This is a genomic window from Petrotoga sp. 8T1HF07.NaAc.6.1 (genome assembly GCF_016772115.1).
Taxonomy (GTDB): Bacteria; Thermotogota; Thermotogae; order Petrotogales; family Petrotogaceae; genus Petrotoga; species Petrotoga mobilis.
Window position 1 is genome coordinate 20575 of sequence record NZ_AUPG01000006.1, and the last position, 23760, is coordinate 44334.

Consider the following 23760-nt stretch of genomic DNA (forward strand, 5'->3'; position numbering starts at 1 on the left):
TAAAAGAGAAAAAAGTGTCACTACATCAAAAAATTTTTTTCAAAAAAATAGGTGTTTTATCTCCTCAAACCCGCTTTCTTCCGTTTTGTTTACTGAAAATTCATCTCTCAACTGTCAAACTCAGGAATATTTGTATTTAGAGACATTTAACAGAGATTAGAGGTCATTATAATCGATTATTTCACTTTTTTGATGTTTTCTTGTATAATATAAGTTGGAGGTATTTTTATTTGCCAAACGGAAAAGGAGAATTTATTATGGAAACCAAAGTTATCGAAGTGGATCCATTAAATATCGAAGAGGAAAAAATTAAAGAAGCAGCTCAAGCAATCAAAGAAGATAAAACAGTCGTTTTTCCTACTGAAACGGTTTACGGTTTGGGGGCAAATGGTCTTTCAGAAAATGCAGTGAGAAAGATTTTTGAAGCTAAAGGTAGACCTTACGACAATCCTTTGATACTCCATGTATCAAACGTTAGATCTTTTTTAGAGTATACTTATATCTCTTATGCTCTTTTAGAAAAAATAGAAAGGTTATTACCAGGTCCGATTACTTTTGTATTGAAGAAACGGGAGGTTGTTCCAGATATTGTGACAGCTGGAAAAGACACCTTGGCTATTAGAATGCCAGCCCATCCTGTGGCTTTAAAATTGATAGAGTACGCTGAAGTACCAATTGCTGCACCAAGTGCTAATATTTCAGGTAAGCCTAGTCCAACAATGTCGGAACATGTTTTAAAGGATATGCTTGGGAAAGTTGACTATATAATTATTGGAGGTAAAGTAGAGTTTGGAGTAGAATCGACGATAATTGATTTAACTCAAGGAAAGATACCAATAATATTACGTCCAGGTCCCATTCCACCTGAGAAATTAAAAGAGATTTTTGGAGATATTATTATTCCTGATTTTGTATATGGAAAAATAGAACCGGACTATATAAAATCTCCGGGTATGAAATACAGGCATTACGCTCCTAACACCCCTGTTATTTTGGTTGAACATGATGATGCAAATACTATGGTAAAAAAGGTTTTAGAGGAAGTGAAAAGTTATAACAATCCTTTAGTTCTCTGCCTGAAAGAACATGTTGGATATTATAAAGATCATAATATTAATTTTGACACTATAGGTAGTGAATCAAATTACTATGAATTTGCGGTTAAACTTTTTGAAATGTTAAGAAAATACGATGAAAAAGTTGATGCCATGATTATCGAAGGTATAGAAGATAAAGGTATAGGTATAGCAGTTATGAATCGTCTAAGGAAGGCAGCCTACCAAATATTATAAGAAGGGAAGGGGTAAAATTGGAACTTTTATTTGATGTGGGTAACTCTTATACGATGGTTGGGATACACGAAGATGGTAAGTTTTTGACTTGGAGAATTGGACCAAGTAGCTTTGAGTCGGAGGATGGTTTATTTGTTATTATTTCAAATTTATTAAATCGAGTAAATGTTGATTTAAACAAGATAACCTTGGCAGGCATTTCTTCTGTGGTTCCCAATGTAAACTTTATTTTAGAACAGATGCTAAAAAAATATTTTAATGTTGAAATTATTTTTGTTGGTACGAAGAACAAAATTAATAATATAGCATATTTAGTAGATTATCCCAAAGAAGTTGGAGCGGATAGAATATGTAACGTTATTGCATGTAAACAAGAATATGGTGACAACGTAATTGCTCTAGATTTTGGAACCGCTATAACCGTAGATGTCTTAGAAGGAGGGAATTTTGTTGGTGGTGCGATAATTCCTGGATTTAAGACCGCCATAAGCTCATTGTTTTCAAGAACCGCTCAACTTCCGAAGGTAGAGATAAAGATTCCTGAATACCATTTGGGGAAAAATACTATCGACAATATTCAAATAGGGGTAATAAAAACAACGTTATACGGGATAGAGAGACTTATAGACGAAATAAAAAGAGAAAGGAACAAAGATTTTGTCGTTGTAGCAACTGGTGGAGATATGAGTTTCCTTTCGAGTAAAACATCTTTTTTCAAGCATTACGACCCTTATTTAACACTAAAGGGAATATTATATTATTCAAAAGAAATAAAAAAATTGTGATAGGAGGCAACGATTTGAACTTCTTGGTTGTTAATCCTTGGATCTACGATTTTGCAGCATATGATTTTTGGCTTAAGCCTTAGGGTTGTTATACATAAGTGAGGTACTAACTTATTTAGGTCACAGCGTAACTTTTATCGATCTGCTAAACAGGCATGATGATGATTTAATTTCAAAATATCCTCCAAAAGATAAAAAGTACGGAACTGGTAAGTTTTATAACGAAGGCGTTGAAAAGCCGGATATATTAAAGAATATTCCAAGAAAATTTAAAAGGTATGGATTACCTTTAAAATTGTTTGAAAGTAAATTAGAAGCTATAAAAAAACAGAACAAAGTTGATGCAATTTTGGTGGGAATCACTTTAACATACTGGTACTACGGTGGAGAAAAAACTATCGAAATTTTGAGAAATATCTTCCATTCAACTCCTATCTTTTTAGGTGGAATTTATTCCACGTTGTATACAAAGCATGCAGAAGATAATTTTTCCAAATTTCGAGTCAATATTTCTCCAGGAACAGGCATGTCTCCTTTAAAGACAGTTTTGGAAGCACTAAACGAAGATACCACAAAATTAGATAACTTCAACTGGTTTGAAGAAATCGATCTTACCTACGATTTTTATGATTCCTATCTTACTTACGTTGTTTTGGTTTCTTCAGTAGGTTGTCCCTTTCACTGTACGTATTGTGTAACTCCTAAGATGTGGAAATTTCAATATAGAAGTATAGACAAAATAATAAATAATATAGAGTGTATTCTTAAAAAAAGACCTTATGTAAAGGATATCGTTTTTTTTGACGATGCGTTTTTATTAAGAAAAGATATTAAAGAATTGCTGAAGTACCTTTCTAAATTTGACGTTCGATATCATTTGCCCAATGGTATACATGCTCGGCGTGTTGATGATGAAATAGCTTTGTTATTGAAAAAAGCAAATTTTAAGACGATAAAGCTGGGATACGAAAGCTATGATTTTAATATTCAAAAAGGGACAGGGTTTAAGGTAACTAATAACGATCTTGTAAAAGCGGTTACATGTCTGAAAAACGCTGGTTTTGATATGAACGATGTTTATGCTTACGTCTTGGTAAATCTACCATCTCAGAATAAGAATGATGTAATACAAGCTGTTGATTTCTGCCATTCGCTCGGAATAAAGGTGAATTTAAACGAATTTACTCCAATTCCTGGCACGGTTGAATACGAAGAACTTGTTAAAAAAAATGCTATATCTTCAAATATAGATCCTTTGCTTCTAAACAACACAATTATCCCTTATTGGTCGAGTTTTGGCCTTTCTATTGCCGATATTGAAGAAGTAAAAAGATATACCAAAGCCAAATATACCAATTAGATGAGATTATTTGGCATTAGAATGAATTAGAATTGATTATGCCCAAAAATCTTTAAATTCCTTGGGTTGACAAATTAGAATAAATTGACTATAATTATAGTCAAGGGGTGTGAGATATGTATTTAAAAGACTTTACTTTTTATAGCTTAGCCGAAGCGAAAGCAAAATTATCTCAAGTTGTTGATGAAGTTGAAAACAAAGACATTGTTATTACCAAGAATGGTGTACCAAAGGTTGTTTTATTAGATTATGATAAATTTGTTAAGCTCATGGAATTCGTCGATGAAGTGAGGGATATTTCTCTTTTTGAGATAGAAAACGTAGAGGAATATCATCGGATTAAGGACTTTTTTAAAGATTTTGATTACTGAGTTCATCATTCTTTTTGGTTGACTCTGCAGGTATGGCATAGACTCTTTTTTCCTTATGGGTTGGCTGCGAGGCGAAGGGGCGCTAACACAAGTTTTAGTGTTATTAAAGACAGAATAAATTAAAAGATGGAGGTGTACTTTAATGGCTCAAGTTGTATTAGAAAAGGTTAACAAGGTTTATCCAAATGGATTTCACGCAGTAAAGGATGTAGAATTTGAAATAGAGGATAAGGAGTTCCTTGTATTACTTGGACCTTCAGGATGTGGGAAAACTACTACTTTAAGGATGATTGCGGGATTAGAAGACATTACTGAAGGAACAATAAAAATAGACCAAAAAGTTGTAAATGATGTGGAACCAAAGGATAGAGATATTGCGATGGTTTTCCAAAATTATGCTCTTTATCCACATATGACTGTTTACGATAATATGGCTTTTGGATTGAAATTGAGGAAAACCCCTAAAGACGAAATTGAAAGGAGAGTTAGAAACGCCGCAAAAATTCTCGGGATCGACCATTTGCTAGATAGAAAACCAAAACAGTTATCAGGGGGACAAAGACAGAGGGTAGCAGTTGGTAGAGCCATAGTAAGGGATCCTAAAGTTTTCTTGTTTGATGAACCTCTTTCAAACTTAGATGCTAAACTAAGGGTCCAGATGAGAGCTGAACTTAAGAAACTACAAAAAAGGTTGGAAGCTACTATTGCTTACGTTACACATGACCAAGTGGAAGCTATGACTATGGCTGATAAAATTGTTATAATGAATGAAGGATTAATTCAACAGGTTGGTGGACCTTTTGAGGTATACAATAACCCAGCTAACATTTTTGTTGCGGGATTTATTGGGACACCTCCAATGAATTTCTTGAATGTAAAAGTAGCAAGAAATAACGGCATCTGGTTCAAATCAGAAGGAATATCTATAAAAGTACCAGATGATAAAGCCCCTTTACTTGAAAATTATATAGATAAGGATGTTATATTTGGTGTTAGACCAGAAGATATTTATGACAAAAATTTTTTCGAAGGTGCTGAAGAAACTAATATTTTAAAAGCTCTCGTTGACGTTGTTGAACCTTTGGGGAGTGAGACTTTACTCCATTTAACGATTGCTGGACAATCTATGACTGCAAAGGTAAGTCCTCAAACACAAGCAAAATCTGGGCAGAATTTTGAAGTCGCAATTGATTTAAAAATGATACATGCATTCGATAAGGAGACCGAACAAGCTATATTTTAATTTCTTTGAGTCAATAAACCCTTTGTGCGTTTGTCACAAAGGGTTTTATCTAAAAATTCAATATTAATATTATATGGGGGGATTCTATTGGTTATTAAGTTGGTTTTTGGAGCTTTAGAAGGTGACAAAATCGATCTTCCTGTTCATTACAATAGACCTTTGCAAGGACTGTTTTACTATTTAATGTCTGACACTGTGCCGAAGTACCACGATTTAGGAACAAGATCTGAAGATAGGAAGTTGAAGCTTTTCACTTTTTCAAGGATTTATCCCCACAACTCCTTTAAAGTTGTAAATAGAAGAATGGTATTTAAAGGCTTTTTCAATATTTATTTTGCCTCGCCAATTGATAAATTAGTAAAAGCGGTTTTACATTCCATAAATGAACAAAAGGTCGTAAGAATAGAAAAAAATTATTTTACTTTAATGAAGTATGAAGTTATTAATAATGAAGTTGATGAGGAAATGCTTGTTAAAACTCTCTCGCCTATTACAGCATATTCAACTATCATTCTACCAAACGGGAATCGTTACACTCATTATTTTTCTCCCTATTCATCAGATTTTAAAAAATTGATAGAAGAAAACCTCAAAAGAAAAGCTTCAGCATTAGGTATTGTAATAAAAAACAATAATTTTTATATTGAACCTTACGGTATAACGGAAAAAAATGAGAAATTACTTTTTTACAAAGATATTATCATAAAAGGATGGACTGGATATTTCATTTTAAAAGGTGAAACTCAATTGTTGAAATTAGCGCTTAATTCAGGATTGGGAGCAAAAAATGCACAAGGTTTTGGAATGATCCTTTCTGTTGAAAAGAATTCTATAAGAGAAAGAAGTTTTCTGGAACTTGCAGAAGAAGGCTGAAATATAGGTAAATTGTAATTTAAATTAAAAGTTCGGGGGTGTAATTATTGAACAAAAAAAATATTTTATATGCACAATCAGGGGGAGTTACAAGTGTCATAAATGCTTCTGCATATGGACTGATAAGTAAGGCTTTAAAGGATCCACAAATTGATAAGATATATGTGGGAATAAATGGTATCACTGGAGTCCTTGAAGGGAAATTATTCGATTTAACAAAAGAATCTTTTGATAAAATAAATAATTTGAAAACCACACCTGCAAGTGCCTTTGGTACTTGCAGACATAGGTTAAAAGAAGGAGACGAAGAAGGTTTTCAAAAACTTTTTAAAACGTTTGAAGATTATAATATTAGTTATTTCTTTTATAACGGTGGTAACGATTCAATGGATACGGCCCATAAAATCGATGAGTATTCAAAAAAAATTGGTTATGATTTAAAAGTCATAGGTATTCCAAAAACAATAGATAACGATCTATACGGCACCGATCACTCTCCGGGTTATGGTTCTGCAGCAAAGTATTTGGCAATTTCAATGTTGGAAGCAAGTATAGATACGCGTAGTATGGCAAAAGATTCTACAAAAATTTTCATAATGGAGACAATGGGGAGACATGCAGGCTGGCTTACCGCAGCTACTTCGTTGGCAAAGTTGAATAGAGATTTTGGACCTCATATCATTTTGCTACCCGAAAGGATTTTTGAAGAAGATCATTTTATAGACAAAGTTCAAAAAGAAGTAAGTAAGAATGGTTACTGTACGATTGCTGTCTCTGAAGGTATTAGGTATAAAAGCGGGGCTTTTGTTTCTGATATGGGATACACCGATAGTTTTGGAAACAGGCAGTTGGGAGATGTAGGAAGAGTTGTTGCCAACATTATTTTAACAAGGTTAGGTTTGAAAGTACATGTGTCTATCCCGGATTATCTTCAAAGAAGTGCTGGACACATCGTTAGTAAGACTGATCAAACTGAAGCGGTTATGGTAGGGGAAAAGGCCTTAGAATATGCTCTGGATGGTATATCAGGATTCATGGTAACAATTAACCGCCTTTCGAACAACCCTTACAAGATAGAATTTGGGAAGGTTCCCTTATTTGAAGTGGCAAATAATACCAAATATTTACCTGAAGAATATATTTCTGTTGATGGTTATGGTGTGAATGAGAATTTTATTGAGTATGCTAAACCTTTAATCCAAGGAGAAAGTTATCCGCTTTATGAAAATGGTATTCCTAAATACGTATCTTTTCCAATTGAAGAGAGATAAGAAACAGATCTTAATTTAAACTAAAAGCCGAGCAGTACGCTCGGCTTTTGTATTATTTAATAATTTATGGCTTTTTGATATCATTTGGAGCTATTGGTGGATTTTCTTTCAGTTCTTTTAGTACAATCTCTATAGCCATATCGAGTTGCGTATCTTTATTTTCTTTATAATCTTTTGGGGTAATATCTATTTCAATGTCCGGATCGGTTCCATAATTTTCAACATCCCATCCAACATCTTTAAACCAAAAGGCCATTTCTGGTTGAGTTGTTATGGTATGATCAACAAGTGGATTTCTGGGCCAGATTCCAATCACTCCCCCCCACGTTCTCTTACCTATAAGTTTCCCTAGTTTCATTAATTTGAAGGAGTGACTAAAAATATCCCCATCTGAACCAGCAAACTCGTTCGTTATAGCAACCATTGGGCCTCTTACACTGTCATATTGATAGGCTTGGGCTTCTCTATATGGTGAGAGATCGTATCCAATAAACTTTCTATTCAATTTATCCAAGATCATTGAAGATACAAAACCACCACTGTTGACTCTTACATCGATTATGAGTCCATCATATCTGACTTCGCTTAAGAAGTTTCTGTGAAATTCTACATATCCAGTGTATCCCATATCTGGGATGTGAATGTATCCAATCCGTGAATCAGTTTTTCATGAACATATTTCTTGTTTTTTTCTACCCATTCTCGGTATCTTAGAGGTGTTTCATCTTTTAACGTTTTGACAACATACTTTCTCTTATGATCAATATTATCGCTGCTTGATACCACTATTTCAACATCTTTACCACTGTAATTCACCAAAAATTCATTGGGTATTTTATCCTTTATTTCTATGCCGTTTATCGCTAATAGGTAATCTCCTTCTTTTACCTCAACCCCTGGTCCAAGTAATGGGGGTTTATTTTTTTCGTCCCATATGTCTCCCTTTACGATGTGACTAATCTTGTATAGATTTTTATCTTCATCGAGTATCAAATCTGCTCCTAAATATCCAATTTTGTAAACTGGTTTGGGTTTGTATTCTCCTCCCATCTCGTAGGCGTGTGATGATTTTAATTCGCCTTGCATTTCCCATATTAAATCAGAAAATTCTGTTCTTGTTGCTATTCTTTCAACTAGAGGATAATACTTTTCTAATATCTTATCCCATTCAATTTCGTCTAGTTTGTCCTTGTTCCAAAAATAGAACTTTTGTAGGCGCCAAGCTTCACAAAGCATTTGTCTCCATTCTAACAGTGGTTGAACTTCCACATTGATTCTGTGAAAATCTATCCAGCCGCACTTTCTTGTATACTTATTTTCACATTCTTTTTCTTGTTCTGGGGAGGGAGGATTGGTAGTTTTAAGAATTCTTAGTTCATCGTCTATCAGAATTGCGATTTTTTCTTTGTCCTCGGAAATTTGAAAATCTGAAATTCCCTCAAGATAAGTTTTTTCTTCTTTTTCTGTGAGATCGTAGTATTTCAAGGTTAATTTTTCATGTTTCTCGCTGAGCATATCTTCTTCATCTTCCAGTACACCACTTACAGGAGAAATAGCGTAAAAAACCTTCTCTTTAGCAGCTTGTATATTTACATATCTTTCTTCACTAACCGGGAAGGGTATAATTCTATCAGCGATGTTATCAAAATCAATATCAACTTTTATTTCTTCTTCTTTTTTCTCTTTCTCTTTCTCTTCTTCTTCTTTGATTATTTCCTGAAATGGAGAGCAAATATCTTTTTTTAGTGTTATAAGATAAGGCTTTGTTCCTTTTTCGAAAGCTAAATTCATTTGAAATCTATCTTCAATTGGGTTGAATATTCTATAAGATAGAAAATAAAGATATTTCCCTTCAGGATCAAAGACAGGGTCTACATCAAATAGAATAGGTTTTGTAACTTGGTGTACCTCTTCTTTTTCCTTATCAAATATCATAATAGCTGCTTGTTTGCTGTTTATAAATTTTGAATAAGCAATCCATCTACCATCTGGAGAGAAAGAATATCCAGCAAAGGGACCAATGTTACTTTTATCCACGTCGATCTTCTTATGGTTTCTCAAATCGATCAAGATAAGTTCGTTTCTTTGATTAGTTAACAGAATTTCTTCATCGTTAGGCGAGGCAACGATATTCATAACCCTTCCTAAATCATATTCTTCTAGTTTATCTATTAAATTACCAGTTTTTAGATCATACACCTCGAGATGTTCATAATTATTTTCATCACTTATTGTTACTGCCTTTTCTTCATCTTTTAGATTTAGGTATGTGGTAAGTCTATATCTGACACTGTTTTCTTTTCCAAGTTGTTTAACCGGACCGTACCAGTTGTTGTAATAAAAGCTTTTGCCTCTATGAGTAGTTATTAAATTCTCAGCATTTTTAGAAATAGAGAAACCTTCAAAATACTGTGTCGGGTTAACGAATTTTCTGTTTCTTTGGGGTAAGGTACTGTAGTATTTTATATTTACCTTTTCTGATACGTTATTTGATACATTCAAGATATAAATATCCGAACCGGCATGATACACAATATTTTTTCCATCCGATTTTGGGTTTCTGACATAAAAATCCTTATGATGTGTATGCTTTTTTAGGTCTTTCCCTTCAACTGTGCAGGAGTATATGTTAGCAACATCGTCATGGTCTGAGATAAAGTAAATTCGGTCTTGGATCCATATTGGATTGGCAAAGTTAGATTTTAAGTCGATCAATTTTCTGAAGTTGTAGTTTCCTTCCAAGTCTATCAGTAATTCGCCGGCTGTTCCACCTCTGTATTTTTTCCATCGAGCTGGATCTCCAGTTTTCCTTCCTAAAACAACACCTTTTTCTTTCCCAAACGAGATTTCAGTGGCTATACCAAAATCTAATTGTTTTAATTTCCTCTTATCTTCAACGTCTACTTCCCATAGAGATGTGATCCTTTTAAATGGTTGAGCATAGTTTGATGAAAAGATTATCTTTCCATTATGCCAACAAAGTACTTTGCTGTTTTGGCCTAGATATGTTAACCTAATTGGTACGCCCCCAATTGAAGGAATTATATATACGTCAGGTACTCCTTCATCTCTTCCAGTAAAAGCTATCCATTTTCCATCTTCAGAAAAAGTTAGATCGGAGATTTCTCCAACATTTGTGGTTAACCTTCTAGCTATACCCCCTGAAGAAGGAACTACCCAGATGTCATCTTCTGCAACAAAGGCTATTTGATCGTTGTAAATGGTCGGAAATCTGTAGTAACCGTTGAACTCTTCACCCATAAGTTCTTCCCCCTTTTGTTATTATAAGTTTTCATAGAGATAGTTGATTATGGAATTTTCAAACTCTTTTACCTTCAAAACATCAAAGGGAAAGTTATTTTCCATTAAGCTGAAAAGGTAATAATTCCCACTATTTGATTTGAAAATCCCACTGATGGCAGAATCGTAATATAAAGTTCCGGTTTTTGCATAAATTTCAAAATTGAAACGATTTTCAAGTGTACTTTTTTCGTATGGTGATGCTAAGTAATCAAACAAATTAGATTGATACTTTGAATATAGATAAAATAATGTATCAGATATCATCTTTGGAGATAACAAGTTGTACATAGATAATCCACAGCCATCTTTAATTACATAATTGGTCATGTCGTATCCTAAGGTTTCTTTGATTACTTTCTTAGAGTGATTTTCAGAATCTTCTATTTTCCCATTGCCATAAATAGCGCCAAGATTTCTAAAAATCTGTTCGGCTATCTGGTTATCGCTTGTTTCCAACATTTGTTGTATTATATTGATTAGTGGTGGAGAATGATTTGTATATAGAAGATTAGCGTTAAAAGGCACTTCATCATATCTTATTTCTCCCCAAAACTCAACACCTATTTCTTGTAAGAATAATGTTGTAAGAAAATTAATGTAATCCTTTATTTCATAATTTGTTTTATATTTAAAAGATTCATGACTTGTTTGCCAAATATTAATTGCCGCGATTTGTGGTTGTGGGTCATCCCACATCCAGCCTCTTCCAAAACCTTCTTCGGTCATGAAGGAATAATCGAAAATAATATCACCATATATCTTTTTTATTCCCCTATCCACCGTTGCCCTTTTTAGTATTTCTTTGTATTGTAAAGAAGTTAAAACGGGGTCTCCATATCCTTTTATATACAGATTTCCTCTGAAATGCGGTGATATTTCCCCTGTATGGTATATTTTAGTTTCGAATTTGTAATTATTCCCTAGACTTTCCAAGGCAACGAGGGCGGTAATTAATTTTGTGTTTGAGGCGGGAATGAATAATTTTTCTGAATTATAGTCGATAAGAACTTCACTCGTGCCAAGATCTCTCAATTCAAACCCAACGAATCCTTGAAAACTTTCAAATTTTGAAATTAATTCATTTTGGATTTGAGGAGTTATTGTTTTCGAAGGATGGATTGTGGGAACAGGTTCAGCAATTTTTGAAGGTTCTATTATTTGTATTTTTGATGAATCTTCGTTATCTCTAGCAATTGGAACTCGACTCGAAATTGGTGCAGCTATGACAACTGCACTAACATTAAAAAAAAGAAAAATAAATATTGTGAAACTCAAGACGGTCAAAAAATTACTAGATCTTAAGTGGTTTTTGGATTTAATATTATTCACTCCTTTTCAGAATTTATTTTATAAGCTAAGGCGGTTTCAATTAACTTTCTGTAATTATTAATAACTTCTTTAAAATCATGATCTTTGAGCATCAGACCCATGCCTTTTGTAATGGATGTAAGAAATTCTAAGATGTATTTAGCTTCGATATCCTTTCTTATTTGCCCTGCATTTTGAAATTCGGCAATCTTTTCAATGATTACCTTACCAAAACGTTGATAGTAGTAATCGTTTATGATGGAAGTGATTTCAGGGTGTTCAAAAAGATCATCTATGGGGTACTCTTTCATCAGAGATTGAACATCGAAGTTTAAGTTAGATAGAAAATCAAGAACTTCGTGGAAAGTGTCAAAATTATCTACGTATTTTTTAAAAGGGGTGAAGAAATCGTCCAATAAACTCTTAATAACAAAAATTATAAATTCATCTTTTTTTCCAAACTTTTTATAAACAGTCGATTTGCTGAGTTTGGCATCGTAGATAACCTTTTCATAATTGAAGTTAGTTATGCCTTGATTGAGTAGTTCCCCCTTTGCCAAATCGATTAATACTTCAATTTTATATTTTGTATTTTTCTTAGAAATTTTTTGCCTTTTAGCCATACATCTTCTCCAACTTATAAAATTTTAATAAAAGAGTGTAGTCTCTTTTCATATTAATATAGCTTCTTTTAATATTTCATCTTTTAACTCTTCTCTTATAGTTCTATCTGAAACAACATCAACTTTAACATTCAGTGGCCTTTCCATTTGTATTTCACCTTCTTTACTTTTTTGCCCTTTTAATTTCAACTTTGGGGATCAATTAATATTATAACATTCTTTGAGCATGAGAAGAAACTTTTAAATGGCTGTATAATAAAAATGGTTGATGAAATACTTGGAAAAGGGAAAAAAAAGATATCACTCCTCATAGAACAAAATAACAAAAAATAAAAAGAGAAAGAGGAGTGATATCATGAGTAACAAAATTATAGCACAAATACTGGGTATTGACAAAGGTTTCGCATTAGATCATATTAGATGTCCGTGAAAAAGATTGGTTAGATCATAATTCGATGTCTTTGAAATGATATCATATCCTTGACTCTTTTTGAAAGGAGACAAGGGAAAAATGGAGGCATTCGATATGGAACTAACCAGAAAACGCCCCAGAGGGGGTCTAAGGTTTGGCAGAAAAATATTTGAAATCAAGTAAAAAAGAGAAGTCAGAGATTATTTCAAAGTATTGTGAACTAACAAAAGTAAAAAGAGCTACAGCTGTAAAAAGGTTTGAAAGGTATAAGAATAGGTATCTGTTTCAAGAAAAAGATACTCAAAAGAATTCAAAAAAGAGAAGAGGACCAAAGAAGAAGTATGAATCTATTCATGAAGTGATATTGTGGAAATGTTGGGGATTATCTGGATGTATTTGTGCTGAAAAACTTCATCCGATGTTGGAAGTATACATCGAGGAATTGAAAAAGAATAACAGATTTTCATTGTATGAACTTTCAAAGACAGAAGAAGCAAAGAAGGTATCCTTAGGTACATTGAAAAGAATGGTAAGTAGATTTCCTAAGGTATCTACAAAGAAGCATAAAGGTAATGCGTTCATATATCAAAAGGTACCAATTTCAGCAAACTTTGGAAGATATGCCTTTGAAGAGGTAGGATATATTGAAGTTGATTTCGTAGAACATAATGGAGGATCTAGTGCAGGGCCCTTTGCTGTGACAGCTGTATATACGGATCTTTATTCACAATGGATATCAAGAGCTGCAGGGCTTGGTAAAAATCAAAGGAGCGTTGAGAATATGGATCTTCTTGCTCATACGAAGCTGCCTGTTGACATTATACATTATCATCCTGATAACGATAAAACTATACTTAAAGTGCTTTTTGAAAAGGTAAAAGGGAATAACGAAGTTAAACTTTCAAGAAGTAGACCTTACAAGAAAAACGATAACGCTCACGTGGAACAAAAGAACGGGGATAAGGTAAGAAAATTGGTGGGGTATTTCAGGTATGAGAGTGAAGAAGAGGTAAGTCTGCTCAACGAGATTTACAACAGAGCAGACTTACTAGATAACTTCTTCATAGCTAGCTTTAAACTAAAAAACAAAGTAAAGAACGACACGGGTAAAACAATAAAAAAAGAATACGAGAAACCTAAGACTCCATACCAACGGTTGCTTGAAAGCAATACTGTTAGCGAAAAAACTAAATCTCAACTAAAGAAAACATACGAAAGTTTAAACATGGTAAAATTGAGAAAAGAAACACCCCGAAGGGGGTTCAAGGAAATAAATATTCTTGTGGATAAATTATACAACATTCAACTAACAAAAAGCAAATCAAGTTCAAAGACATAAATACTATCTAACCAATACCCTATTTCGATGACACTTAATTATGATCTAACACGGGTTTTAAGTTAAAAGTCAAGTATGATAGTCCCCTATTTAATTAAAAAAATTTTAAATATTTTTTATTTAAAAAATCCTTATTCAGTTGTACTTCTAGGTTGAAAGTAGCGGTTGTTGTTTGTTCAGGTTACTATTTCTCTTTTTGATTTTTTTTGCTGTATAATTGTTATGAACGCTCATTTCTTGATTTTGTAATTTGTAATGATAGTTAGGATCATATTTTTTCCCGCTCTTTACCAGTGAATATATTATTCTCAACAATCCTTGAACCCCCTTCGGGGTGTTTTCCCCGCTACAGCTAACACAGCAACAGTATGTGATTTACCTCGAGTACGTAGTTTCAGGTAATAATTCTTGAAGTATTCATTGTTTAGAATAGCAACGGTGGCAGCGATGTAAACAGCTTTTCTTAGGTACCTGTTACCTTTTCTATTGATAAACCAACCTTTTTTCATTTGACCTGATTCCTCTGTACGAGGATCGATACCAACGAAAGCCATCAAGGCAGAAGCAGAATGGAATCGGTTGATATCTCCTGTTTCTGCTACAATATTTAAAGCTGATTCGTTGAAACCATCAAGAGATTGTATTAATTCTACCTGGTTTTTAATTACATCGTTTGATGAATTGTTCAAAGTTTATTTCAATTTTTCTTTGAAGAGCTTTTGATCTGATTCAAGTTTGAACAACAATTCTATTCTTTTTTGAAGAGCTAACTCATGTGCATCGTTGCCACTTGCTATTGAATTTTTAGAAAGTGTGATGATTTGGTCCAACTTATTTTCATCGAAATACAATTGATTATCTATCTTCATTGCATCGATAAGCTGTTTTTTGTTGGCTGTAGCGATCTTCCTTGCAGAAGGGAAGTTATACAATAAATTCATTAAACTCTTGGTAAAGATATTGGATTGAAAAGATTCCAATTCAGGAAACAAAATGTAGACATAGCGTTTGATTTCATTCTTAACCCTTGAAATCTCCTCAGAAAGGTTGACGATCTCGCGAGAGTATTGAGTGAAATTATCTATCTCCTTAGAAGAAGGAATCTTGTCTGGATATTTTCCTTGAACCTCCTTCGGGGCGTTTCTTTTTACCTAAATGGAGATCAGCTTGGAATCAATATTGTCGTTTTTAGAATGGCGAAGAGTTTCACTTTTTCTGAATTCTTTCAACAAAAGGGGATTAATGATATGGGCATCATAATCGTGTTTAAGTAGATAAGAAAACAAATGTTGATGGTAAATAGAAGTGGATTCCATACCAATTATAATCTCTCTTTTGCTGAACTTTTTAAGGATCTTGTCGAAAGTTGTGAAACCATTCATATTCTGTTTGAGTTTACCGCTAACGATTTTGGCCCTATCTGAATTCTGGACGTAGTAATGAAAAGAGTTTTTAGAAACGTCAATACCAACAAAATACATATTTTTTCACCTCGCTTTAGTATTGTTTGAGGATCCGCCTTTTACAATCATCCTTCTAATACGGCCTTGAAAGGTCAATCAAGTATCGGATTTATAGGCGGAAGGTGGGTAGCGAACAAACTTTTAAACGAACTTAAAAGAGAAGAAAAAGGTAAAGAGATTATACAAGACATTGAAGGAACATCCATATCTAAAAGAGTATTATAGATACCTACTAATGTTGAAATGGATGTATAAAGCAGAAACATATGAAGAAGGGAAAAGAAGATTACACATATTGATAGGGATGATGGAAGAAAGTGAAGATCCTCAGGTATGGAGATGGGCCAAAACATATATAAGGTGGGAAAAAGAAATACTCCAATATTTCGTTAATAGAACAACGACGGCTAAAGTAGAAGGACGTCATACACACATAAAATTAATAAAAAGAATAAGTTTTGGATTCAAGGAAGTTTTGAGATATACCAAAAAAGTTCTATTAGGAGTGATGCCAGAAAGATTCATAAAACTACCAAATTTCATCACAGAAGGAACAACATATTGTAAACAGTTATCCTTTCTGAGCTGAAATTATTCAACAAAAAAAGCTGTATTACCTTTTTCATCATCTCTTCAGTCTGTTCCATCAACCATATTTGACAAGGAGCCAAAAGTATTTGACATATTATTACCGAAATGTTATAATATTACCAAATGTTATAATACCCATTTCAGAAAAAATCAAATTGATGGTTAATAAATGATAAAGTAAGTTAAAATAAGAACAAAAAACAAAATAAGTACAAAAGATTTTTTATTAATGTATAAGCTTTCATCTCATTATTAATGACAATTGTATAATATTATTACCAAAAAACAAAGATATCCTATCAAACAAATTATACACCTAGGATGTAAAAATCAAATATTGAAGGTATTAAAAGTCGGTTACAATGCATGTTTTAGAATTTCGGAAGACACTATAAACATATTATAGACACTTTAGAAATAGAAAAATTTTGAAAAGGGGAGGTGGTTTTTATGAGGGTTAGAGAATAGGATAAGATGTCTCGCTTTTCAGAGAATTAGTAAAAAAGAGTTTCAAATACTGAGTAAAAGTGCAGAAGGAGAAAGGAGATATTTTGGGAAAAAATTGATTTTTAAAACCATGATGTAATGAGCATTTTAGAGTTTCTAAAGGCAGTATTAAACATATTATACAAGGAGGTAAAAAGTGATGCTAAGTAAAAGAAAAGAATTAGTTAAAGAAATTAAGAAAGGAGAAATAGAATTAACCAAAGAGCAAAGGATAAAGTTGGCAAAAGAGTTGGGTATCATATGTGATAATCTGATTCTTTCTTTAATACCTAAGGATTATGAAAATTTAAAAATCTCTGACTTAGGAGAAGATTTAATGATAGCTATGGGGAGAACTTACAGAGTAAGTTAGTTATTATGATGTCCCGGTGCCGAATCCTGTAGGTAAATTTTTTTAAAGCTTCTGCAAAGAGAAAGCAGGTTAAAGAAAGGCTAACCAAGGCAATAAAGTTAATAGTTTTATTTCTCGTGCACAGTATCGATTTATCAATTCTTTATAATGGTTGAAAGAAATTAAACGAATCACCTTCTCATCCTTTAATAAGAATATTATTTTTCATGTAATTAAGATATTTTTATGGTTCTATCACGAAAATAGTGGGTAATTAAGCTGGAGTTAAATTAAGTTTACCAAGGGCAATAAAGATAGTGATTTTTAAATTCTTTAATGTTTTAAAACCAAAAGCCCTTTTAGTAAATCCTCTAAGTTTAGAGTTCATACCTTCTATTTTACCGTTTGAGATATTCGTTTTTATGTGCAACAAGATACCTTCTATGTGATTTAAGAGAGTGTTAGCAGCTTTAATCATTTCGGGTATATTTGATTTCATTACCTTTTCATACCATCGTTTAAAATACTTAGCTGCATAAGAAGGTTTCTTGTAATCGAATATCTTTTTTAAACTCAAGTACCAATCCGTATGCTTGAACTGTGTCAAGATGTTGTTTTTCCTTGAACCCCCTTCGGGGCGTCTCATTGAGTCTAACTTTATCTTTCTCAGTAAGGTTGTTAGGATGTTTTAATAGCAAGTATTTTGTCCTTTTTTGTATCCTTCTTCTAAATGATACCAGATTATTTAATCATTTGTTCATATTTCATTTTTTCTACCAACACTTTTTGGAAGAGAACCGGATGTGGTATCGAACAAATTGTGCTCAAAGGAGGCAATTTTTTAATATTGAAGGTATTAAAAGACGGTTAAAATGAGTGTTTTAGAATTTTTGAAGATAATAATTTTAATTAAGAAAGGAGATGGAATTCTATTAGCAATTTTAGTACCTTGCAGAGCATGAAAATTGCCCTACTTCTTCCACCTGAGAAAGGAAGAATTATTTCACTAAAACCTACTTTCCCTTTAGGTATAGGGTATATTAAGGCTTTGTGTGAGAGAAATAGAATTCATTGTGATTTATTTGATTTTTCAGCTACTGAACTAACTACAGAGAAACTAATAATGAAATATGATCTAAAAGCTTATGATATCATAGGAATATCAAGTTATTCATTAATTTTTGATCAAACAGCATTATTTATCGATCAATTAAAAGATCGGAATAATATAATAATTGTAGGAGGACATCACGCCTCTCTAGCGGGAGATAAAATTTTAAAAGATTTTCCAAAAGTTGATTTTGCTATAAGGGGATTAGGTGAATATTCTTTTTTGTTTTTTGTCATCAATTTTGGTACTTCGCGTATGTATAAAACACCGGGATTAATTTATAGAGATAATCATAATATTATTAAAGAGAATTCAACCTACAATGTAAAATTTGACTTAGATAAAATCCCATTTGGAAATAGAGAGGATATAATTTATGATTTTAACAATAAAAAATTAATAGATGTTTCACAAAAGGTTTTAACGATTTGTTCAAGTCGAGGTTGTCCTTATAATTGCTCTTATTGTGTAAATTGTAAAAGCAATTATTGGTTAGCACGCTCTGTAGAAAACGTTTTGGCTGAATGTAAGTTAGAGTTTGGAAAATTAAAATATAGATGTGTGAGTTTTATTGATGATAATTTTTTTGTAAATCCATTAAGAGCTAAAAGAATAATTGAAGAACTAAGGAAACTATATCCGAACATAGAAATTAGTTTTCAAACGAGAAGTGATCAAATAGTTAATAATAAAACAACTATAATAGAGCTGGCAAATAGTGGGAAGCTTCATATTAGTTTAGGTATAGAATCAAATAGCAACGAGGTCTTGAAGCGTTATAATAAACAAACTGATAACAAAATAAACCAAAAAGCTATTGATATTCTAAGAAGTTGTAATATTGACATAAGCGTTTTTATAATCATGTTTGAGGCATTGGAATCTCTTAGAGATATTCGAATTTCGTTTGATTTTTTGAAAAATAACAATCTTTGCAATTATGATACAAGAGAAAATTTATATCAAACATTAATACCTTTTTATGGTACTACTTATTATAATAAATATCATCAATTTTATGAAGGTAGCATACATGGTAAAAGTGTGCCTAAATTCGTAAATAGTGACGTATCGAGTTTATATCATGCTATGTGTCAGTTTCAAAATGAATATGATGTATCTCTTAGTTCACTCGTACTTTCAATAAGCGAAAAAGAACCTAATTCTGGAGAAAATAGATTAGATCTATTTTTCTTTATACATATAGAGTATGCGGTATTTGAATACTTTTTAACAATGAGCGAAAAATTTGGGGTGTGTTCATATGATGAATTTAAAAAAAGTAAGTTATGTAAATTATTAGATAATAAGATCAAAAAATATTACCGACATATTAATTATAATTGATTTTAAGGAAGGGAACATAAATTGAGAAAAATTAAAATGGTTTTTGTTAGACCACCATTTGAAGGAATGGAAACTTATAAACCTCCACACTTAGGGATAGCGATGTTATTTTCTTATATTAATAAAGTTTTTGGCAATTCAGTAAAGTGCTTTTTGCTTGATGCGTTGCCTGACGAATTATCTACTGATGAAATTTCAAAAAGAATTTGTGAAATAAGACCAGATGCATTAGCTATAACAGTAAAAACAATGCAAGTAGTTCAATCTTTAGATATTATTCAAAAAATCAAAAAGAATATTTCTCCAATAATTATTTGTGGTGGGAATCATGTAAGTGTCGATCCTGAACTGTTTATAAAATGTGGCGCCGATTTTTCCGTCATCGGTGAAGGCGAGGAAGCATTAGAAATAATACTGAAAAAAGTCTTTTTTGAATGCAAAAATCTGGAGTACCCTCCTAATATCGTTATGAACTCCAAATATGATCAAGCTGAAAGAGAAAATATAAAAAAATGTATATATCTTTCAGATGATGTTGACAAATATGGAATTCCTAATTGGGAAATTTTTGATTTAACACGATACAATGAGAATATCCACATTAATAAAGCTTCACATGCTTTACCAATCATAGCTTCCAGAGGTTGCCTGTATAAATGTGATTTTTGTTCCACCCATCTAACTTGGGGTACGACGGTTAGGTATAGATCACCACATTTAGTGTTTAACGAAATTAAGAAAGAAATTGAAAAATATAACATTTCTGATTATCACTTTTATGATGATAACTTATTATTTAGCGATACATGGATGGATGAATTCCTTTGGCTAATTGAGAAAGAAAGGCTAAAGTTCAATTGGATATGTTTATCAAGGCCTGAAATCATTTGCAAAAATAGGCATCTTTTAGAAAGAATGAAAAAATGTGGTTGTAAAGGATTTGAATTAGGCTTTGAAACTCAAAATGAGGATTTATATAATAATATGAATAAAAAAAATAAAAAAACAGCTTTTATTGAAGCTTATAATTTGTTGAGTGAAAAAGAATTTGAAATGATTGAGTTTCTAATTATGTGTTTTTATGATGGAGAAACAATGAAAACTCTTTTTGAGACTTACGAATCCTTAAAAAAATATAAAAAAGAAAAAATCTTTGTTTATTTATTCTCGTTACTTTGCAACACCTTTCTTAGGTACAAAATTCAATGAGAACTTATGTGAGAAAGGAGTGATTTTAAGTAATAATCTCGAATACAAACATGCTATTTTTTTGAATTTTATTCCTTATAGCTTTTTGAATAGTTCCTTAGAAAATTTTAGGGTGAATGGTAAGACGCTAGCAATACAACTTTTATTTTCTCAAATTGATTATGTGATTCATAAAAATGAAGTTGCCACTTTATTGGACAAGATAAATACAGAAAAATTTGCTAAGATTTTTAACGAGGTGGCGGAAAATAGAGGCATTATACAAGATCTTTGCGATAGAATTTTATGTATCAATAATTATACTTGTTGTTTAGAAAGCATTTATGAATATGTAGGAAGAATGATTGAATTTGCTGTTGCTAAAGGAGCTATTAAATACAAAAATGAAAATCCTATTTTGTAATTCAAACAGTTTCCCTCCTTATCAATTATCGGGCGCAGAAGAAACAATGAATGATTTTTTGGAGTTTTTGGCGATGTTGGGCTACAATGTGTTAACTATTAATTGTAATGAAAGGTATTATTTGTATACTAAGCAATATGAAAAAATTATAAAAGGAAAATACGAAGAAGTGAATGATGTCTTTGGAAGATGCTTTTCCCCTAATAGAGAAAATTTTTATTATTATGCTTTGCCACTTATTAATAAATATAAACCAGATATTATATTTTCTCAATTAAACGGATTATATGAATTAAGTAGATATGCGGTAGAAAAAGGATGTAAAATTATTTATTTTTTTCACAGTCACTTTTCTTCAGAAAATATGATAATTTCAAATAATGAGTTCGATGTACTTCGGTCAAATACTGTTTCAAGAATTATATGCATTTCAAATGACATTCGTAACCGTTTACCTAGTGAGCTTCAATCAAAAACAACAGTTGTTTATCCTTTATTTCCTCAACAAAAATATAAATCTTTATCTGTAAAATATAAAAAAAAGCGAATACTTTTTTTTAATCCTATCAAAGTTAAGGGCATAGAAATAATATTATCTCTTGCCAAGATTTTCAAAAATGAAGAGTTTGTTATTTATGAAACTTGGGGACCTGCACCTTTGAAATATCAACAAGAAATTGATAGCATTCCTAATATTACATTAAAACAAAGACAACAAGATATAAAAAAGATATATGAAACTGGCAAAATTTATCTCCTCCCTTCTTTGTGTAAGGAAGGTTTTGGAAGAGGAATAGTAGAAGCTAATATAAATTCAATACCGATTTTAGCTAGTCATATTGGAGGTATACCAGAAGCAGCTGGCAATGAACAAATGACTGTAGAAAATCCCGAAGATATTCAAGAATGGTTAGAAAAAGTAAAATTGCTATTATATGATCCAAGTAAATACTCATATTATAAAGAAAAGGCTTTACAAAATTCCAAACGATTTGAAACTACCAATTTGGTTGAAGTACTTGAGCAGAGTTAATTGCAAAGAGTACAATATGTAAGGTTTTCTTGTGCCGAAAAGAGTTGCTACAGAAAAAATAAGGAAATAACATCTGAAATAAGTTCATAGGGAAAAACGTTGTATAATATATCTAAGTTTGAATAAAAACCGAAAAAGGGGTGGTTCTATGCTGAATATGAATATATTATGTATACTAATAGCAAATATTCGAAAGTCGGCTATCCCTTCGGTTTGTAAAAATAGACCTTTCTAAAAAGGTGAGTCTCTTTTTAAGATCCGATGGGATATAAAAAGTTACTCAATTGCTTATACACGCACTTTTTAGGAGGTCTAAAAGTTGAAAGAATTATTTCACAACAGGAATTATATGTTCTATTGGTTTAGCAGTGCTTTTACTATGGCAGCAAGCAACATTGTTCAATTTATGCTTTCATTGTATGTTTTGGATACAACAGGTTCTGCTACTCTTTTTGCAACTATGCTATCCATAACTATCTTTCCAAGATTGTTATTTTCCCCCATTGCAGGAGTTTTTGGGGATCGTTTCGACAGAAGAAACTGGATGTTTTTTTTAGGGCTTTGTTCAGGAGTCACAATAGCCTTATTTGGAATACTTCATGAATCAGGAATTATTTTAACTATTTGGATAATCTATGTATTAGTCATATTATTGGAAACATTTGAAACATTTTATAGTAGCTCATCCGTTGGAATAATACCCCTTATAGTAAAAAAAGAAGAAATAGGTGTGGCAACCTCTTTTGCAGATATTGATGAAGGGATAGTGGGGATTATTGGTCCTCTTTTAGCAGCAACGTTCTATGCCACCATTGGAGTAGGTGTAGGACTAATAATGGCAGGCGTTATATCATTCCTCGGATCTGTGCTTCTTCTTTTTATGCATACTCAGGATATTAAAGATGGTGAAGAAAACGTTAAAAATACAATTTGGAAAGATTTTTTAGATGGGGTTAACCTTGTAAAAAAAGAACCATTCTTAAGAAAATTAGTAATCCTCGCTCCACTGACAAACTTTTTCCTCACCTCCGCTTTCAACATAAGCTTAGTGTTTTTTTTAAGAAATAAATTGAATGTCTCTGATATAGTATTTGGTGGTTACGAGGCTATTTTATCGGTGATGGTTTTAATAGCTCCATTTATAGCCATGAAATTACTAAAAAAAGAAGACGCCGCTAATTTATTACCTCCCTTAATCTTCGGAATTACTATTGGTTTTACAGTCTTAGCCACCATTGTCATTTTCAATTACTTTCAAATTCTCGGTCAACTTTCAACAATAATTATCTTATGCATAGCTAGCGGTATAATTGTTTCCATAATAGAAATTATGAATATCGCATCATCAGTTATGTTTAAAACATTAGTCTCAATTAAATTTTTAGGAAGGGTTATCTCCATAGTCAATCTTCTTGCTACTATCTCTATTCCTCTTGGACAGATGATATATGGAATTATGAATGATTTTTATCCTATTTACTGGACATTAATATTATCAGCAGGAGGATTTTTCTTAATGTACTTTTTATCAGCCTCTATTTTAAAAGACATAGCAAAACCAAAAGAATGAATTTGTAATAAGGAG

General features: G+C 32.1%; 23 protein-coding genes and 1 pseudogene. 15 read left to right on the forward strand and 9 right to left on the reverse strand.

Annotation, left to right across the window (positions count from 1 at the left end; genetic code table 11):
• Window positions 1-230 precede the first annotated feature (230 nt).
• The 7 genes from NAAC61_RS05210 (at window position 231) to NAAC61_RS05240 (ending at window position 7195) form a co-directional block, all read left to right on the forward strand.
• Window positions 231-1292, forward strand: coding sequence for an L-threonylcarbamoyladenylate synthase (locus NAAC61_RS05210; RefSeq protein ID WP_237729783.1), 1062 nt, complete (start codon window positions 231-233; stop codon window positions 1290-1292).
• 17 nt (window positions 1293-1309) lie between these two features.
• Window positions 1310-2077, forward strand: coding sequence for a type III pantothenate kinase (locus NAAC61_RS05215; protein WP_202695435.1), 768 nt, complete (start codon window positions 1310-1312; stop codon window positions 2075-2077).
• A gap of 85 nt (window positions 2078-2162) precedes the next feature.
• Entirely contained in the window at window positions 2163-3437 is a 1275-nt protein-coding gene (locus NAAC61_RS05220) for a B12-binding domain-containing radical SAM protein (protein WP_237729784.1), read from the forward strand.
• A 116-nt stretch (window positions 3438-3553) separates the two neighbouring features.
• A complete protein-coding gene (locus tag NAAC61_RS05225; protein WP_012209557.1) occupies window positions 3554-3808 on the forward strand; it encodes a type II toxin-antitoxin system Phd/YefM family antitoxin in 255 nt (84 codons plus the stop codon).
• Window positions 3809-3950: 142 nt separating this feature from the next.
• Window positions 3951-5051, forward strand: a complete 1101-nt coding sequence (locus NAAC61_RS05230; protein ID WP_202695436.1) for an ABC transporter ATP-binding protein — start codon at window positions 3951-3953, stop codon at window positions 5049-5051.
• 87 nt (window positions 5052-5138) lie between these two features.
• The gene (cas6, locus tag NAAC61_RS05235; RefSeq protein WP_202695437.1) at window positions 5139-5924 is read left to right on the forward strand and encodes a CRISPR-associated endoribonuclease Cas6; all 786 of its coding nucleotides are present in this window, start codon (window positions 5139-5141) and stop codon (window positions 5922-5924) included.
• A gap of 47 nt (window positions 5925-5971) precedes the next feature.
• Window positions 5972-7195, forward strand: a complete 1224-nt coding sequence (locus NAAC61_RS05240) for a 6-phosphofructokinase (protein WP_012209554.1) — start codon at window positions 5972-5974, stop codon at window positions 7193-7195.
• A 64-nt stretch (window positions 7196-7259) separates the two neighbouring features.
• Here the strand turns inward: NAAC61_RS05240 and NAAC61_RS05245 are convergent, their stop codons facing one another.
• From NAAC61_RS05245 to NAAC61_RS05260, 4 genes are read right to left on the reverse strand one after another with little or no spacing between them, the layout of a single operon-like run.
• Complete coding sequence (locus NAAC61_RS05245) at window positions 7260-7823, reverse strand: S41 family peptidase (RefSeq protein WP_202695438.1); 564 nt, start codon at window positions 7821-7823, stop codon at window positions 7260-7262.
• Entirely contained in the window at window positions 7802-10456 is a 2655-nt protein-coding gene (locus NAAC61_RS05250) for a S41 family peptidase (protein WP_202695439.1), read from the reverse strand. The genes NAAC61_RS05245 and NAAC61_RS05250 overlap by 22 nt, the downstream gene beginning before the upstream one ends.
• A gap of 21 nt (window positions 10457-10477) precedes the next feature.
• Complete coding sequence (locus tag NAAC61_RS05255) at window positions 10478-11827, reverse strand: D-alanyl-D-alanine carboxypeptidase (protein WP_202695440.1); 1350 nt, start codon at window positions 11825-11827, stop codon at window positions 10478-10480.
• Window positions 11824-12429 carry a TetR/AcrR family transcriptional regulator gene (locus tag NAAC61_RS05260; protein ID WP_202695441.1) on the reverse strand — a complete coding sequence of 202 codons (606 nt, stop codon included), beginning with the start codon at window positions 12427-12429 and terminating at the stop codon, window positions 11824-11826. Before NAAC61_RS05260 ends, NAAC61_RS05255 begins: the two co-directional genes overlap by 4 nt.
• Before the next feature lie 566 nt (window positions 12430-12995).
• Here NAAC61_RS05260 and NAAC61_RS05265 point away from each other — a divergent pair.
• Window positions 12996-14180 (forward strand): hypothetical protein, encoded by a 1185-nt coding sequence (locus tag NAAC61_RS05265; protein WP_202695442.1) that lies wholly within the window; start codon window positions 12996-12998, stop codon window positions 14178-14180.
• A gap of 147 nt (window positions 14181-14327) precedes the next feature.
• Here NAAC61_RS05265 and NAAC61_RS05270 read toward each other — a convergent pair whose 3' ends face one another.
• From NAAC61_RS05270 to NAAC61_RS05285, 4 genes are all read right to left on the reverse strand, one after another.
• Window positions 14328-14495 carry a hypothetical protein gene (locus NAAC61_RS05270; RefSeq protein ID WP_158245460.1) on the reverse strand — a complete coding sequence of 56 codons (168 nt, stop codon included), beginning with the start codon at window positions 14493-14495 and terminating at the stop codon, window positions 14328-14330.
• The gene (locus NAAC61_RS05275) at window positions 14489-14869 is read right to left on the reverse strand and encodes a transposase (RefSeq protein WP_121959776.1); all 381 of its coding nucleotides are present in this window, start codon (window positions 14867-14869) and stop codon (window positions 14489-14491) included. Before NAAC61_RS05275 ends, NAAC61_RS05270 begins: the two co-directional genes overlap by 7 nt.
• Before the next feature lie 3 nt (window positions 14870-14872).
• Window positions 14873-15121 (reverse strand): hypothetical protein, encoded by a 249-nt coding sequence (locus NAAC61_RS05280; protein WP_146026698.1) that lies wholly within the window; start codon window positions 15119-15121, stop codon window positions 14873-14875.
• A gap of 210 nt (window positions 15122-15331) precedes the next feature.
• Window positions 15332-15661 (reverse strand): IS110 family transposase, encoded by a 330-nt coding sequence (locus NAAC61_RS05285; RefSeq protein WP_121959778.1) that lies wholly within the window; start codon window positions 15659-15661, stop codon window positions 15332-15334.
• A gap of 133 nt (window positions 15662-15794) precedes the next feature.
• On the opposite strand from NAAC61_RS05285, the pseudogene NAAC61_RS05290 reads away from it, so the two are divergent.
• Both NAAC61_RS05290 and NAAC61_RS05295 read left to right on the forward strand, forming a co-directional pair.
• Window positions 15795-16232: pseudogene (locus NAAC61_RS05290) on the forward strand (transposase); the annotation flags it as partial.
• A gap of 648 nt (window positions 16233-16880) precedes the next feature.
• Window positions 16881-17093: a hypothetical protein gene (locus NAAC61_RS05295; protein ID WP_103064845.1), complete on the forward strand. Its 213-nt coding sequence runs from the start codon at window positions 16881-16883 to the stop codon at window positions 17091-17093.
• Between the two features lie 253 nt (window positions 17094-17346).
• Here NAAC61_RS05295 and NAAC61_RS05300 read toward each other — a convergent pair whose 3' ends face one another.
• A complete protein-coding gene (locus NAAC61_RS05300; RefSeq protein ID WP_158245177.1) occupies window positions 17347-17679 on the reverse strand; it encodes a transposase in 333 nt (110 codons plus the stop codon).
• A gap of 351 nt (window positions 17680-18030) precedes the next feature.
• On the opposite strand from NAAC61_RS05300, the gene NAAC61_RS05305 reads away from it, so the two are divergent.
• From NAAC61_RS05305 to NAAC61_RS05325, 5 genes are all read left to right on the forward strand, one after another.
• Window positions 18031-19530, forward strand: a complete 1500-nt coding sequence (locus NAAC61_RS05305; protein WP_123821463.1) for a B12-binding domain-containing radical SAM protein — start codon at window positions 18031-18033, stop codon at window positions 19528-19530.
• A gap of 21 nt (window positions 19531-19551) precedes the next feature.
• On the forward strand, window positions 19552-20739 hold the full coding sequence (locus NAAC61_RS05310) for a B12-binding domain-containing radical SAM protein (RefSeq protein WP_202695443.1): 1188 nt from the start codon (window positions 19552-19554) through the stop codon (window positions 20737-20739).
• A 112-nt stretch (window positions 20740-20851) separates the two neighbouring features.
• Window positions 20852-21142 (forward strand): hypothetical protein, encoded by a 291-nt coding sequence (locus NAAC61_RS05315; RefSeq protein ID WP_202695444.1) that lies wholly within the window; start codon window positions 20852-20854, stop codon window positions 21140-21142.
• On the forward strand, window positions 21123-22175 hold the full coding sequence (locus NAAC61_RS05320) for a glycosyltransferase family 4 protein (protein WP_103064849.1): 1053 nt from the start codon (window positions 21123-21125) through the stop codon (window positions 22173-22175). The genes NAAC61_RS05315 and NAAC61_RS05320 overlap by 20 nt, the downstream gene beginning before the upstream one ends.
• Window positions 22176-22494: 319 nt before the next feature.
• Complete coding sequence (locus NAAC61_RS05325; RefSeq protein WP_202695445.1) at window positions 22495-23745, forward strand: MFS transporter; 1251 nt, start codon at window positions 22495-22497, stop codon at window positions 23743-23745.
• The last annotated feature ends 15 nt before the right edge of the window (window positions 23746-23760 follow it).